The sequence below is a fragment of the Luteibacter mycovicinus genome, assembly GCF_000745235.1.
In the GTDB taxonomy this organism is placed as follows: domain Bacteria; phylum Pseudomonadota; class Gammaproteobacteria; order Xanthomonadales; family Rhodanobacteraceae; genus Luteibacter; species Luteibacter mycovicinus.
The window spans coordinates 1,025,816-1,040,806 of record NZ_JQNL01000001.1 but is presented as its reverse complement, the minus strand read 5'-3'; the positions used below and the strand labels follow the sequence as shown (position 1 = coordinate 1,040,806).

At 64.4% G+C, this 14,991-nt stretch carries 11 protein-coding genes; 6 read left to right on the top strand and 5 right to left on the bottom strand.

What is annotated here, in order from left to right; translation table 11 throughout:
* Positions 1-29: 29 nt before the first annotated feature.
* The 4 genes from FA85_RS04730 (at position 30) to FA85_RS04715 (ending at position 2,525) form a co-directional block, all read left to right on the top strand.
* On the top strand, positions 30-404 hold the full coding sequence (locus tag FA85_RS04730) for a diacylglycerol kinase (protein WP_036111379.1): 375 nt from the start codon (positions 30-32) through the stop codon (positions 402-404).
* A gap of 68 nt (positions 405-472) precedes the next feature.
* A complete protein-coding gene (locus tag FA85_RS04725) occupies positions 473-1,123 on the top strand; it encodes a LemA family protein (RefSeq protein ID WP_036111381.1) in 651 nt (216 codons plus the stop codon).
* Positions 1,123-2,025 (top strand): TPM domain-containing protein, encoded by a 903-nt coding sequence (locus tag FA85_RS04720; RefSeq protein WP_036111383.1) that lies wholly within the window; start codon positions 1,123-1,125, stop codon positions 2,023-2,025. Before FA85_RS04725 ends, FA85_RS04720 begins: the two co-directional genes overlap by 1 nt.
* Positions 2,026-2,030: 5 nt before the next feature.
* Positions 2,031-2,525 (top strand): TPM domain-containing protein, encoded by a 495-nt coding sequence (locus FA85_RS04715; RefSeq protein ID WP_343122851.1) that lies wholly within the window; start codon positions 2,031-2,033, stop codon positions 2,523-2,525.
* 518 nt (positions 2,526-3,043) lie between these two features.
* On the opposite strand, the gene FA85_RS04710 is transcribed toward FA85_RS04715, so the two are convergent.
* From FA85_RS04710 to FA85_RS04690, 5 genes are all read right to left on the bottom strand, one after another.
* Positions 3,044-3,304: a hypothetical protein gene (locus FA85_RS04710; protein WP_036111387.1), complete on the bottom strand. Its 261-nt coding sequence runs from the start codon at positions 3,302-3,304 to the stop codon at positions 3,044-3,046.
* A 560-nt stretch (positions 3,305-3,864) separates the two neighbouring features.
* Positions 3,865-4,728 (bottom strand): hypothetical protein, encoded by an 864-nt coding sequence (locus FA85_RS04705; protein ID WP_156108690.1) that lies wholly within the window; start codon positions 4,726-4,728, stop codon positions 3,865-3,867.
* Between the two features lie 276 nt (positions 4,729-5,004).
* Positions 5,005-8,037 carry a TonB-dependent receptor gene (locus FA85_RS04700; RefSeq protein ID WP_036111392.1) on the bottom strand — a complete coding sequence of 1,011 codons (3,033 nt, stop codon included), beginning with the start codon at positions 8,035-8,037 and terminating at the stop codon, positions 5,005-5,007.
* Between the two features lie 256 nt (positions 8,038-8,293).
* Positions 8,294-11,173, bottom strand: coding sequence for a TonB-dependent receptor plug domain-containing protein (locus FA85_RS22625; RefSeq protein ID WP_036111393.1), 2,880 nt, complete (start codon positions 11,171-11,173; stop codon positions 8,294-8,296).
* Between the two features lie 95 nt (positions 11,174-11,268).
* On the bottom strand, positions 11,269-13,218 hold the full coding sequence (locus FA85_RS04690; protein ID WP_051943393.1) for an alpha/beta hydrolase family protein: 1,950 nt from the start codon (positions 13,216-13,218) through the stop codon (positions 11,269-11,271).
* 131 nt (positions 13,219-13,349) lie between these two features.
* Here FA85_RS04690 and lgt point away from each other — a divergent pair, with 131 nt between their 5' ends.
* Both lgt and FA85_RS04680 read left to right on the top strand, forming a co-directional pair.
* A complete protein-coding gene (gene lgt / locus FA85_RS04685; protein ID WP_036111397.1) occupies positions 13,350-14,177 on the top strand; it encodes a prolipoprotein diacylglyceryl transferase in 828 nt (275 codons plus the stop codon).
* A 13-nt stretch (positions 14,178-14,190) separates the two neighbouring features.
* Positions 14,191-14,985, top strand: a complete 795-nt coding sequence (locus FA85_RS04680) for a thymidylate synthase (protein WP_036111400.1) — start codon at positions 14,191-14,193, stop codon at positions 14,983-14,985.
* Positions 14,986-14,991: the final 6 nt, after the last annotated feature.

Genomic DNA, 14,991 nt, shown 5'->3' with positions numbered 1-14,991 from the left:
TTCCGTCCGTTTTCGGCGCCTGACCCGTCATGGCGACCACCGTCCCGCGCGGGCCGCGGCAGATCTTCGCGGCTTTCCAGTGGTCCATGAAGGGCCTGAAAGCCTGCTACAAGCACGAGGCTTCGTTCCGGCTTGAGGTTTTTCTCGCCGTCGTGGTCATCCCGTTAGGCCTGTGGCTGGGGCAGGGCGGCGTGGAAAAGATCGTCCTGATCACCTTCCCGATCCTCGTCCTGTCGGCAGAGCTGCTCAATTCGGCGATCGAGGCCGTGGTCGACAAGGTCAGCCCGGAATTCCACGAACTGGCCGGGCGAGCCAAGGATATGGGGTCGGCGGCCGTGTTCCTGCTGCTGGTCATGGTCGCCGTCAGCTGGGCTCTGGTCCTGGTACCGCGCTACCTGGGCTGACTCGTCCACGCTTTTTCTTGCGGCTTTGGGTTAAGTTGTGCCCCGCACACCCCAAGGAATCCACCGCCATGAAAAACATCCTCCGCGCTTTCGCCCTCGTCACCCTGGCCGGATTCCTGTCCGGGTGCGGCTACAACGCTATCCAGCGTGAAGACGAAGGCGTCAAGGCGGCCTGGTCCGAGGTACTCAACCAGTACCAGCGTCGCGCCGACCTCGTCCCCAACCTCGTCAACACCGTGAAGGGCTACGCCCAGCACGAAGAACGCGTACTCACCGAGGTGACCAACGCCCGCGCGAAGGTCGGCTCGACCCAGATCACGCCCGAACTGGCCAACGATCCGGAAGCTCTGGCCAAGTTCCAGGCGGCGCAGGGCCAGCTCTCCGGCGCGCTCTCGCGCCTGATGGTCGTCAGCGAAAACTACCCGCAGCTCAAGGCGGACGGTTCGTTCCGCGATCTGCAGGCCCAGCTGGAAGGCACCGAGAACCGGATCACCGTGGCGCGCAACCGCTACGTGCAGGCGGTGCAGTCCTATAACGTGCTGATCCGTTCGTTCCCGAACAACCTCACGGCCAAGGTCATGGGTTACAAGGTCAAGCCGAACTTCAGCGTCGAGAACGAGAAGGCCATTTCCACAGCGCCGACGGTCGACTTCAACGCGGCACCGGCTCCCACGCCCGCCCAGCAGAACCCGGCCCCGGCAGCCTCGGCCGCTCACTGATGCGGCGGTTCGCGGCGCGGCTCCTGCTCGCCGTCTCCCTGCTGGCGCCGTCTGTCGCGGCGCTGGCGGCGGACGACCCCGCGGTGCCTACCCTGTCGAAGCACGTCACGGACCTGACTGGCACACTTTCCGCCGATCAGGTCTCGCAACTCGATGCGCGTCTGACCGACCTCGAAAAACAGAAGGGCGCGCAGGTCGTCGTGCTCATGGTGCCGACGACCCAGCCGGACGACCTCGAGAGTTATTCGCTCAAGGTCGCCGAGACGAACAAGGTCGGTCGCAAGGGCACTGACGACGGCGTCCTGCTCCTTCTCGCCAAGAACGACCGGCGCGTACGCATCGAGGTCGGCTACGGCCTCGAGGGCGCGCTGCCCGATGCCATCGCATCGCGGATCATCCGCGAGTACATGGCGCCGAAGTTGCGCACGAACGATTACTACGGTGGCATCACCGAAGCGCTCAACGCGATCACGCAGATCGTGCAGGGCGAAGCGTTGCCCGCGCCGGTCGCGCCGGACGAAAGCCACGAGCGACGTCGCGGCGGAGGCGGCAGCTTGTTGCTCCCATTGCTGTTCGGCGTGCTGTTTCTTCGCGGCATCCTGGGCCGCGCGTCAATTGGCGTGCGCGCACCGGTGGGCGGCGTGATCACGGGTGGCCTCGCGTGGCTGTTGCTTGGCTCACTCCTTGGTGGCGTCATCGGTCTCGTCGCCGGCGCGCTGTTCATGGCCGTGCCCCTCGGTGGCGGCCGTGACATCGGCGGCGGTGGCTGGGGCGGTTTCGGCGGCTGGGGCGGTGGCGGTGGATTTGGCGGTGGTGGCTTCGGCGGGGGTGGCGGCGGAGGCGGCGGCTTCAGCGGAGGCGGCGGCAGTTTCGGTGGCGGCGGATCGTCGGGGAGCTGGTGATGGACATGCAACGTATCGTTACCAACCTGTTCGGCGCGTGGTTCCAGATCGGGCGGCAGTTTCCGGCGTCGGCACTGGATGCGATCGCTAAGACGGTCGCGGCAGGTGAGGGCACGCATCGCGGTGAGTTGCGCGTGGTGATCGAGTCGCGTTTGCCGGTTTCCGCGGTCGCCTCGGGCGTCACCGCGCGCCATCGTGCCGCGATGTTGTTTTCGCATCTGCGTGTGTGGGACACCGAGGACAATTCGGGCGTGCTGCTTTACGTGCTGCTGGCGGAACACCGCATCGAGATCGTCGCCGACCGTGGTATCTCGCGCGTCGTCGCTCCGGCCGAATGGGATGCCATCACCGCGCACATGCGCGACGAGTTCGCCAACGGCCACTACCGCGAAGCCGTACAAACCGGCGTCGCCGAAGCCGGCGCACTCCTCACCCGTCACTTTCCCAGCGACGGCGAACCCCGCGAAAACCAGCTCCCTGATCGTCCCCTCGTCCTGTGACGAAACGTTCGGAGATGCCGTACCTGTAGGAGCCCGCCCTGCGGGCGAAAAGCTCGCCTCGCGGCAGGGGGCGTCGCCGCCTGCCATTCCTGTCGCTAAGTCCTCCTTCGGCCTTCGCCTACGTGCGGAATCGCTCCAGGAACGCCAGACGCCGACGCCCCTCCGAAATGGTGAGATCGTTCGTACGAAGGGCGGCCGCGGGTACGTCCTCGCACCTTGTCCCATTCCAGCCGCCGTTTCTGTGATCCAAACGGTTGGGAACGCCGTACTTGTAGGAGCCCGCCCTGTGGGCGAAAAGCTTGCCTCGCGGCAGGGGGCGTCGCCGCCTGCCATTCCTGTCGCTAAGTCCTCCTCCGGCCTTCGCCTACGTGCGGAATCGCTCCAGGAACGCCAGGCGCCGACGCCCCTCCGAACGCTGACGCACCCCGGATCGTTGTAGGAGCGAGCCCGCTCGCGAACCCTCAGCGCTCAACATGGCGAACGAAGCGTTGCATCCACCCGCACCGGCGGTTCCAACATCACACCTTGTCCCACGCCATCTTCGCGTGCGCCCGCGCCACACACTGCACACCCATCGTAATCAACGCACCGACACCTCCCAGCGCAAGTAGCGTGCGCTGACGCTCAGGAATTTCGTCTTCCTGCAGCGACTCGACAAGCAGATCCGTGATGCCCCGCGCGTACTGCAACAACTCGTTAGCGTCATTCAACAATGCGTTGACGCTCGCCTCGGGGTCGATACAAAAACTTCCTTCGCCAACCGTTCCAAACTTTTCCATAGTCATCTCCATGCATGCCGCACAAAGCCCCGCTCTGGTAGGAGCCAGCCCTGTTGGCGATTCACCCCGCCCCGAGTTGTGGCACGCCAAAACGCAAAGGCGTGCCACCATCGCTCGCACGATGAGCCTCATCGGCCTGTCCGTGACCGGACGCCGGGCGGTGTGTTCAAGAAGTGGTTCGCAACGCCAGTCGCTGTCTTGCGGCCACACGGCAACGCGCCGGATAGCTACGGCAAGAAAAAACTCAACCAGCAACGGCCGGCGCCGCGGTTCTTCAACCGTGTCTGCGAGATCGGCAGACGGCCCGGTAACCGTTGAGGGGAGTGTCGCCGGGAAGCGGCACGCGTGAGAATGCCTTAGTATTTGGCATAGCCATGGTCAACCTTCTGCGTTGATTAGGGTCAGCGGACCTTGTGGTGGTGGTACACCCCTGGTCCGCGCTCACCGCTTTGAGCGATGGTTGCCTGCGATGCGTGGAATGCGATCCCGCAGGCAACAGATACAAGCTAGCAAAAAAATCGACGTTGCGTCATGAGAATATCGGCCAATTTACCGTCGCGTCAGCGGCCGGCGGGCAAGGCGTACGTTGATCGGGCGGTATTGAAGGGCACGTCGAATGCCTCGACCTTTGCACCCTTCGTGGTCTTTACTACGCGCAAGGGAAAGAAACCTTTCGCAGTGGGATCTTCCTTCACGCTGACATCGTACCTGACGCCTTGCGCGCCTTCGGTCACCTGCGGAATCTTGCTGACATCGGTCATACGACCCTTGATGGCAGTAACGATGCTGTAGAACCCCACAGTCATCTCCTGCCACGTGCCACCGCTGACGAAAATCCAGCCGTAATCACCCGCATTGCTCAGCTTGATCAGTCGCGCCTGTGAGCACCCGCAATCACCCATGCTGCCGTAATCGGTTCCGCTGTCGTAGGCCTCATACGTCCATCCCTGAGCACCTCCGACATGGATCTTGAAAGCGCCCATCAGGCCGGGTTGGACATGGGCGTAGCGGTACGGGCTGTCGCCTTGCATGACAATAACGCTGAACGCATTCAGGTACAGGGTCTTTCCACGAGGGCCATCGACGATCTGCGGCGTGCCGGGACGCATGCAGTAGTCCGTTGATTCACCCTGATCGTTCTTCCACGCAAACGCCCAACAGTTGCTCTGCGCGTCATAGGTCTGGCCATAGGTTTCATTCATCACGGCTTTGACCAGGCCATCGATGTCGTCGCGATTCGCCTGTGCCGACGCGGGTACCTCAACAACGAGCATGCCCAGCGCGAGCGCGCCAGCGATCATCGTGTTCGCATTCATCCAGCTATCGCCTCTCTCCGTTTCGTTCGAAAATGTGGGGCTCGTTTCCGCCAGCAACCAACACAAGCTATCAAAATATCGACCGATCATGTCGCGCAGGTCGGGCACCTCGCGCTCTCGTTCGACGCGTGCTTTCGCTCTTCCATGAACCCAGCGCACCGTCCGAAGGGGGCCGTCGGCTGCCGTGCCTGGAGCGTTTCCGCACGAAGGCGAAGGCCGTAGGAGGACCTAGCGACAGGCATGGCAGCCGACGGCTCCCTCGCTACAGCGCGCAAAGGCAAAAGCGACGGCGAAGCCGAGCCCGCCAGACCACAAAAAAAGGGCCGCCCAACCGGACGGCCCTTCTTCATAACGCGTCACCGAAGCGGCGACGCAACCCAACCTTTACAGGCTGAAGTCGTACTGCACCATCAGACGGAAGTAACGCGGCGTCTGGTAGTAGCTCGGCACACGATAGGTCGACGAATAGAACGTCTGACCCGCGCTCTCGCCGATCTCGTTGATCGCCGTCGGCTTGTCGTTGTTGAGCAGGTTGATCATGTCCAGCTGAACCGTCAGACCCTTGGCCGCGGCCGGGGTGTAGACGACGTTCGGGCTGAGCGTCCAGGTCCACGGCAGACGCTTGGCGCGGCCGCGGCCCGAGATCTTGCCTTCGCAGTAGAAGAACTCGGAGTTGTAGCCCGGGATGCCGCCGACGGTTTCATCGCCGCCGCCGAAGCAGCTGGTCGGACGACCGGACTCGAGCAGACCGTTCACGCCCACCGACCATTCCGGGGTGATCTTGTAGCCGCCGTAGATCTTGAAGCTGTGGCGACGATCGTTCGGCAGGTAACCGGTGGCGCCGGTCATCAGTTCCGGGTAATCGAACGCGCTGGTCGTGCCCGTGTCCATCTGGCCGTTGTCCGAGTTAACCAGACCTTCGGTGTTGCCACGGTTCTTCGACCAGGTGTACGACGCGTTGACGTACCACTTGTCCGACGCCTTCTCGGCCGACAGGGTCACCGACTCGTACGTGCGCTTTGCCTTCGTGCCGAACGCCGTGCCCGGGAGCGTGACGTTACGCAGCTGGCCGCTGCCGTCGAGATCGACGTCCACGGAGACCTTGCTGCCCGGGTTGTAGATGAAGCAGCCCGGCATCGTCGACGGCGGGGTGAACTGGTCGCCGTTGGCGTCCATGTTCAGGCCGAGCGACTGACCGTACGCGTAGAACGGACGCCAGTCGCACGTGTCGTCGATCGCGTTGTTGAGCTTGCGCCACGTCGCCTTCGCGCCGACCACCCAGTCGTTGAAGAAGTCGTTGTCGCTGGTGACGCGGTGCTGGAAGCCGAGGATGTACTCATCCTGCGAGTACGGCTTCAGGTCCTTCGTTGCGACCGAGCGCGGGTCTGGCGTGCTGCCGTTCTCGCCATTGACGATCTGCTGCGGGCCGAGGGCGGCACCCAGGGTCGGCACACCCGTCACGCTGTCGACGCCCGAATAAGCGAACGGCTGCGAGGTGTAGTACGAGGCGGTAGCGGCGCGCAGGGCGACGTTGGCGGCGATCGGCAGCGAGTAGCGACCGGCGGTACCGAACACCTTGGTGGTCGAATCGCCGAAGACGTCCCACGAGAAGCCGAGGCGCGGCTGCCAGATGTTGCCCTGACGGACGAAGTTTTCACCGGCGCCGTTCTTGTTGTTGAACGAGTCGTTGCGCACGCCGATGTACGCGAGGACCTTGTCGCTCACCTGCCAGTTGTCCTGCAGGAACCAGGACTTCTGGTCGATCGCGACGGAACCGCCGGTGCGGTAGTTGTACACCGAGACGTAGTCGTTACCGGCCGGGCCGAGGTTGCCGGCGGTGTCGGTGCGGTAGTAGTACAGCGCGCCGCCCGCGTAGCTCTGGCCGGAGTCGGACTTCCACTTCTCGCGCGAGAAACCGCCGGAGAGGTCGTGGTCGCCGATCTTCCAGTCGAGGTCGACGCGATAGGCCGTGCGCTGGTCTTCGCCGTTGAACCGGTCGATGGTGCTGGACAGATAGCACGACGCGTACGGATCGGTGACGCCGCTGGCTGTGCTGGTGCGACGGTCGATGACGTACGGGCAGCCGGTATTGGCGCCGTTGATGTTGCCGTCATAGGTGGTGCGGGTACCGTCGGCGCTGACATAGTCCGAAGAGTTCTTGCTCTTCATCTTGCCCCACTGCGCGGACAGCGTCAGGTCGTCGGTGAGGTAGCTGGTGTACTTGAAGACGTTGACCGCACCGCCGGTCTTGACGTTGCGACGACCGAGGAAATCCGTGGTGGACGGCTTGCCGTCGTCACCGATGGCCTGGTTGTAGTACTGGTTCGTCGTGTGCTTCGTGTTGTTCATCCCCGTCCACTCGAGGATGTTCGAATCATTGATGTTCCAGTCCATCTTGATCAGATAGAACGGATCGCTGTACGTGTTGCGCTCGGCCGGCTTGGTCGAGGTGGTCGCCTGGTAATTGGTTTCCGTCTCGCGATGCGACTGGAAAATGCCGTAGAAGAACAGCTTGTCCTTGATCAGCGCGCCGCCCAGCCATGCCGAGTAGACGTTGTCGTTGTCGCTGTTCTTCTGGTACGTGCGATACAGCGCGCCGTCCTTGGTGTACGTGGTCGGCTGCTGCTCGCGGCCGAACGCGGGTGTGTAAACCCAGCTGGCGCCGCCCTTCCACTCGTTGGTGCCACGCTTGGTGATCACCGAGGTGACGCCGCCGGTCGAGAAGCCGTACTGCGCGCCGTAGCCACCGGTCTGCACGTCGAGCTGCTGGATGGCCTGGAACGGCACTTCCGAGAACGACAGGTTGTTGTACAGGTTGGTGACGTTGAAGCCGTTGACGTAGTAGCTGTTCTCGGCGACCGAGGCGCCGCCGAACGACGGCAGGTTGCCGAACGCGGAGTCGCCCTTGACGGTGCCCGGGGTCAGCGCGGCCACGTCGACGACGTTGCGCGGGACCGGCAGCGAGTTCAGCTGGTCGGCCGTGAAGCTGGTGCGCGACTCGACCGAGGCCACGTCGATGGCCGACAGGGCGTTGGCGGACACGGTGACCGTGTCCAGCGCGGCGGCGCTGGTGTCGGCCGACGACGCGTTGAAGTTCACCTGCGCGGACTGGCCGGCGACGATGTTGATGTCGCGCGTCGAAACGGTCTGGCCGTTCTGCTGCACGTTGATACGGTAGCTGCCGATCGGCAGCGACGACGCGCGATAGCGGCCGTCTTCGCCCACGACGACGGTGCGCGAGGCGCCGGAGCCGAGGTTCTGGATCTGGATGGTCTGCGAGGCCGCGGCGCTGCCGTAGATGTCGCCGACGGTGCTCTGCGCGTGGACCGAACCGGCCAGCAGGCAGGCGCCGAGCGCCGAGACAAGCGCCGTGCGCTTCAGCACGCCGGAGCGCGCGAACAGGGTGTTGCTTTTCATGAGGTAAAACTCTCCCTGGCCCTGCTTTGCGGCAAGGCTGAACAGCTTGTAGAAGCGCCGCTGACGGCACTCGTTGATGGGGGTATCGAAGGGCCTGGAGTGTGGGGACACTCACGTCGCGCCGACCCTGGGCGCTGTGCGACGTAACGGGAACATAACGCGGCTGTCATATGACCGCAAGGATTTGAGAACGATTCCTATCCGAAATTACGGATGCGATTGGATCGTTCGAAATGCGGTGGATCTTGCGAGTGGCTCAGAACCGCTGCTGGTAACCCACGTAGAAATAACGGTCGACATCGTATGCCGGGTTGTACGGCGGGCTGCCGCCGCCGGCCGCGGAGACGTTGTAGAACAACGGTCCCTTGCGGGCGAAAACGTTATTGATGCCGACGCGGAAACTGCCATTCCACGGTGCCTGCCAGCGTAGCTGCGCATCGTGGAACGCGACGCCGCCCTTATGGCTGATTCCGGTGGCGCCCGTCAGTGCGTTGACCTTCTCGGGGTGATTGCACTCGACATCGGCCGACCAGCAACTGTCGTTGAGTCCGGAGAAATATCGCACCGTCCACGTGGCGCCGAAGCGCTTCAGCGACCAGTCCAGCGACAGGTTGGAACGCACGCGGTAGAGGCCCTGCACCCCATTCATGTACCCGGCCAGGTGGCGCGGCGCGGCGCCGGGGCTGCTGACCTGCGTGTAGTCCTTCAGATAGGTGCTGTCCGAAAGCAGTGCGAATTCGCCGAAGTGGGTGACGGGGAACCGGTAGTGCAGGCCCAGATCGTAGCCTTCCGTGCGCAGCGAGCCGAGGTTGGCCAGGCTTTCGTCGAGCGAGGTGATGGTCCCGTTCGTCGCCCTCGTGAAGCGGCCGCAGTACGCCGGGTCGTTACCGACGTAGCAGAAATTGAGGATGTCACCGGCCAGGATCGGGGTGATGACGTCCTCGATGTCGACCTTGTAGTAATCGAGCGTGACATCCAGACCGTCGATCTGGCTGGGGCTGTAGACCATTCCGGCGGTGCGGGTGATCGACGACTCGGGCTTGAGCGCGGGATTGGCGCCAGCGCTGAACGCGTTCGGGTTCTGCCCGCCGGTCGCCGAGTTGATCTGCGCGCCCGACTGATCGGTCTGGCGATAGCTGGCCGGGACGCCCGAGGCGACACAACGCGCGGCGACGGCGGCGTTGCCCGCGGCGGCACCGTACGCGCTGTCGCACGGATCGAGGAAGCTCTCGAAGCTCTCGCTGGTGCCGGCGTAGAGATCGGCCACCGTCGGCGCACGGAATCCTTCCGCATACGTCCCGCGCAGCAGGAGATCGTCGAACGGCTTCCAGCGGAAGCTGTACTTGTCGTTGGTCCGGCCGCCGAAAGCGGAGTAATGCGAGTAGCGCGACGACACGTTGACCGCCAGCTCATGGGCAAGCGGCAGGTCGGCGAGCAGCGGTACGTCGAGCTCGACGTAGGCTTCGTTGGCGATGTAGCCGCCCGCCGTGGGCGCGCTGGCCAGTTGCGTCGTCAGTCCCGCGGAGTCGGCGGGGTAGGGCGTATACCGGCCGGTCTCGTTGCGGTGCTCGATGCCGCCCGCGACACGCAGGGTGCCTGCCGGAAGGTCGAGCACGCCACCGGTGAGGTTGGCGATGACGTCGTTGGTGCGCGTGGTCTGGTGTGACGTGCCGGTGGAGGTCACGTAGTTCCATGCGGCGTCCGGCGTGCCGCCGGGCCCCGCCAGAATGTTCCAGGGCACGCAGCCGGCCGCGCGATCGGCGGCGTCCGCGCAGGCGAGCCGACCATCGACCGTCGTCGTCGCGCCGAGTGCCTTGCGCGCATGGTCGAGGTCGATGTTGCCGCTGGTGGTCCGGCTGGCACGCGCTTCGGAATAGGCGTAGGTCACGTCCCAGTTCCAGGTGTGCTCACCCCATTGGAACGTGCCTTCGGCGCCACCGTCCAGGTGCATCGTCTTGCTTTTCGCCCAGGTGATCCGGGGAATTTCCGTCAGGCGGCGAAAGAAAGACGTGTCGTAGCCCGGAAACGGGTTATAGGCGTTGTTCGCGTCGATCACCAGCGGTTCGCCGCGACCCGAGCCGCTTTCCAGCGGATAGCCCGCAGCCTGCCAATGCGTGTCGCGCACGCCGTAGCTGGCCATGCCGCGCAGGGTGATGTCGTCGGTCAGGTTGTAGCGACCCGTGCCGAACAGGTTGCGCAACTTGCTGCCCGCGCGGAACGTCATGTCGCGCGTGGTGGCGTATTTGTCCGCATTGCTGTCGACGTCGTACGGATGGTAGTTGGCCAGGTTCGCGGTATCGCCGACCACGCCGCCGGCGTGGTTGATCACGTACGCGGTGCCGGGCGAACGCGGATCGATCACGCCTCCATAGGGGCCCATGCCGAAGCCGCTGTCGGCATGGCGGGGGCCGTCCGGCGAGGCGGTGAGCGAACGCTTGGCATCTCTGAGATCGTCGCCGTCTTCGTAGCTGGCGCCGAGGATGATCGAGGCGTTCTGCGTGCTCTTGCCCCAGGTGAAGGTGCCGTTCTTCTGCGCGCCGTCGCCATGACCGTTGACGCCGTACTGCACGTCGGCCGTGGCGCCTTCAAAGCGGTCCGTGGTGATGATGTTGACCACGCCACCGATCGCGTCGGACCCGTAGATCGACGACGCGCCGTCCTTGAGCACTTCGATGCGCTCGACGATCGACACCGGGATGGTGGAGATGTCGGTGAGGCCACCGAGGCTGGTCGTCCAGCGCCGGCCGTTGACGAGCACCAGGGTGCGCACGGCACCGAGGTTGCGCAGGTTTGCATAGCGACCACCGGCGTCACCGCTGGAGGACAGGGTGTCCTGCGGGGTGACTTCGGGGGTGCCCGCCGAGGGCAGCCGGGCGATGATGTCGCTGAGGCTGGTGAGCCCCGTGGCACGGATGGCCTGGCGGTCGAGGGTGAAGACAGGTTGCGCGGTCTCGACGTCGGTACCGCGGATACGCGAGCCGGTCACCGTCACATTGACCGGTGCCAGCAGTTCCGCCGAGGACGGCGAGCTTTGTTGTGCGCTGGCGGCCGGAGCGAGCAGGCAGGCCCCGAGCGCGATGGCGAGCGCCGCGTGTCGACCTGCGACGTGGCGCCTCTGCCCGGAACTCACTTGCATACCCTGAAGCCTCCCAAGCCCCCGTCACACCCCACTCGGGCCGGACGATCACGCGAAGATAACGCGTGCGACGTGACGGGGGCAACCGGCGGAAGTCACGACCCTATGTTCTTCGCCAGGAACGCCTGCAGGCGGTTGTAGAACTCCTCGATGTTCTCGGGCTTGACGAAACCATGCTTCTCGTCCGGCTTGGTCAGCGTTTCATACGGTTTGTGTGCCGCGTCGAGGGCGGCCTTCATGGCCTTGAACTGGGCGAAAGGCGCGCGTTCGTCGTCTTCGCCGTGGACGAGGAAGACGGGCACGTCGATTTTGTCGGCCAGGTGCGTCGGCGAATTGGCGGCAAGGTCGGCCTGATCGCGGCCGATCACCGTGGTGAGGTAGCTGCGGCCGGATTTTTCGGTTTTGATGTCGCCCTTGTTGTACATCATGTCGAGGTCGTAGACGCCGTCGTAGGCGACCGCGCACTTGAAGACCCCCGGCGCGCGTATGGGCGTCATCAGGGCCGAATAGCCGCCGAAGCTGGCGCCGAACACGCAGACGCGGGCGGGGTCGGCGAAGTGCTGGCCGATCGCCCACTTCACGCCGTCGATCAGATCTTCCTGAATGCGGGTGCCCCACTTCAGAAAGCCGGCTTTTTCGAACTCGCTGCCGCGGCCGCCCGAGCCGCGATAGTTGACCTGCAGGACCAGGTAGCCCCGGTTGGCGAGAAACTGCGCGTCCGTATCGTAATACCAGTCGTCCGAGATGCCGTGCGGGCCGCCGTGGGGCAGCAGGACCATCGGCAGGTTCGCTTCCGGGCGGCCCTTGGGAAAGGTGAGGATCGCCTCGAGTTCCATGCCGTCGCTGGCCTTGAAGCGCAACGGGCGGCGTTCCGCCATCTGCGCGGGATCGATCCACGGCTTGGCGTCGAACAGCTTGCTGACCTTGTACGTCTTCGTGTCGATCAGCATGTAGCGGCCGGGCTCGCGATCGCTGACGACGGCAAACATCAGCTGGCCGCCGTCGCGGCTGAAGTCGACGAACTTGACGAAGCTGCCGGGGAATTTCTGCGACAGGGCCAGATGGAGCTTGGCGATGGGCGCCTGCGGATCGATGTATTCGGCCTTCGGGATGCCGGTGTCGGTCACGGTACCGAAGGGGCGGAGCGGGGCGGGCGTCCACAGGCCATTGGCGGAGACCCAGCCGAAGTCGTCCTTGCGGATCACCTTCAGGTTGCCGCCGTCCTCGTCCTGCTCGACGAATTCACCGCCCTGGCCACCGGGGCTGTACTCGGCATAGATGCGGTTGCTGCTGTTCGCGACGGATGCGACGGGCAGGAACGCGTGATGGTCCGGGTTACGGGCCACTTTCGCCCAGCCCGTGCCCTCGCGGTGATACACGGTCCACTTGAAGTCGTCGCCCGTGCCGAAGGCGTAGTGTGCCGTGCCATCGGGCGCGATCATGAAACGCATGTCGCGGTCGCCGATGTCGGCCATCAGCCGGCGTGCGCTCGATTGCGCGTCCACGTCGTAAAGCGTGCTGTGGCCCTGATCGTTCCAGAGGGTGGCGCGCATGTAGAAATGGCCGTTCGCTTCGATGGGCGCACCTTCGATGGTGCCCCAGCCGCGATCCAGCGAGCGCGTGCCAGCGCGCTTTCCGTAATTCTCGTAGCCGAACAGATAGTCGGCATTCTTGCCGTCGACGTCGATCGCCATCAGTTCGCCCGTGTACGAGGCGGCGCCGATGGAACCGTCGACCTTGCCCCGCGCCACCACGAGCCGGGTGTTGCTTGCCCAGATCATGCCGGCGGGCATTTCGTACGGCGGCATGCGGATCAGCGTGACGGGCTTGCCCATCTCGCCCACGCGATAGATCGCCAGGCCATGATTCTTGCCATCGGGATCGTGATACGCCATCGAGACATACTGCCCGTCCGGAGACAGGCTGGGCTCGGTCAGCGGCATGCGGCGCGCGAAGTCCGCTACCGGAATCAGATTCGCTGCGCTGGCGGCGGTCGTGGCGAGGCAAAGCGCGGCCAGCAGCGGCCGCACGAAACGGTGGTTCATCGGAATCTCCCCTGGTGATGCATCCATGTCGGCACCATCCCCCCGGACGATGCCCCGCGCCGGGATATAGCCCATTCGCGCCGGTACGGCAAGGCGGTACACTTGACGTCTGCGTTTGACCCAGGCCGTCCATGAGCACTCCGTTCGTCGTCAATTTCGATCCCGTCGCCCTCTCGCTGGGCCCTCTTCAGGTCCACTGGTACGGCCTGATGTACCTGGGAGGCTTTCTCGGTGGCTGGTCGCTGGGTGAGTACCGCCGTCGCCAGGGCCGTCTGCCGGTCAGCTCGGAGCGCCTGGGCGACCTCATGTTCTATCTGATGATGGGCGTGGTGCTGGGCGGGCGCGTCGGCTACATGCTGTTCTACACGCCGATCAACTGGATCTGGACCGATCCGGTGGCGCTGTTCCGGGTCTGGGACGGCGGCATGTCGTTCCACGGCGGTCTGATCGGCGTGGTGCTGGCTGGTCTTTTCTGGTCGCGACGCAACGGCATCAAGCTCTTCGACACCATCGACTTCGTGGCGCCGCTGGTGCCGCTGGGACTGGGTCTCGGCCGCCTGGGCAACTTCATCAACGGTGAGTTGTGGGGCAAGCCGACCGACCTGCCGATCGGCATGATCTTCCCGCATGCACCCGACGCCTTGCCGCGGCATCCGAATCCGCTGTACGAATTCGCGCTCGAGGGCGTGGTGATGTTCGTGGTGCTGTGGATCTTCTCGATGAAGCCGCGCCCGCGCTACGCGGTCTCCGGCATGTTCGGCCTGCTTTACGGTTGCTTCCGCTTCATCATCGAATTCGTGCGCGTACCGGACGCACAGCTGGGTTACCTCGCCTTCGGCTGGGTGACCATGGGCCAGATCCTCTCGCTGCCGCTGATCGCGCTCGGCATCCTGCTGCTGGCGCTCTCGCGCCGCGCACCGTACGCGCCTGTCGCGCCGGTGGCGGCGACAGCCACCTGATACCCTCGACGCCATGCAGCCTTACCTCGAACTCCTCCGCCATGTCCTCGACCACGGCGCCGAGAAAGCCGACCGTACCGGCACAGGCACGCGCAGCGTGTTCGGCTGGCAGATGCGCTACGACCTGTCGAAGGGCTTTCCCCTCGTCACGACGAAGAAACTGCACATCAAGTCGATCGTCCACGAGCTGATCTGGTTCCTGCAGGGCGATACCAATATCGGTTACCTGAAGGACAACGGCGTCCGCATCTGGGACGAATGGGCGGATGCCAACGGCGACCTCGGTCCCGTCTACGGACGCCAGTGGCGCGCGTGGCCGACGGCCGACGGTAAGGTGGTCGACCAGATCGCCTGGGTCGTGGAAGAGATCAAGCGCAATCCCGACTCGCGCCGGCTGATCGTCTCGGCGTGGAACGTCGGCGAATTGCCGAATATGGCGCTGATGCCGTGCCACACGATGTTTCAGTTCTACGTGGCCAATGGCAGGTTGTCGTGCCAGCTGTATCAGCGTTCGGGCGATATCTTCCTCGGTATTCCGTTCAACATCGCGAGCTACGCATTGCTGACCCACATGATCGCCCAGGTCACCGGGCTGGAAGTGGGCGACTTCGTGCATACGCTGGGCGACGCGCATCTGTATTCGAATCATCTGGAGCAGGCGACGACGCAGCTGGCGCGTGAGCCGCGTGCGTTGCCGAAGCTGGTGCTGAACCCGGAGGTGAAGTCGATCTTCGACTTCCGCTTTGAGGATGTCGCGATTGCGGATTACGATCCGCATCCGGCGATCAAGGCGCCTGTGGCGGTCTGAGCGGTT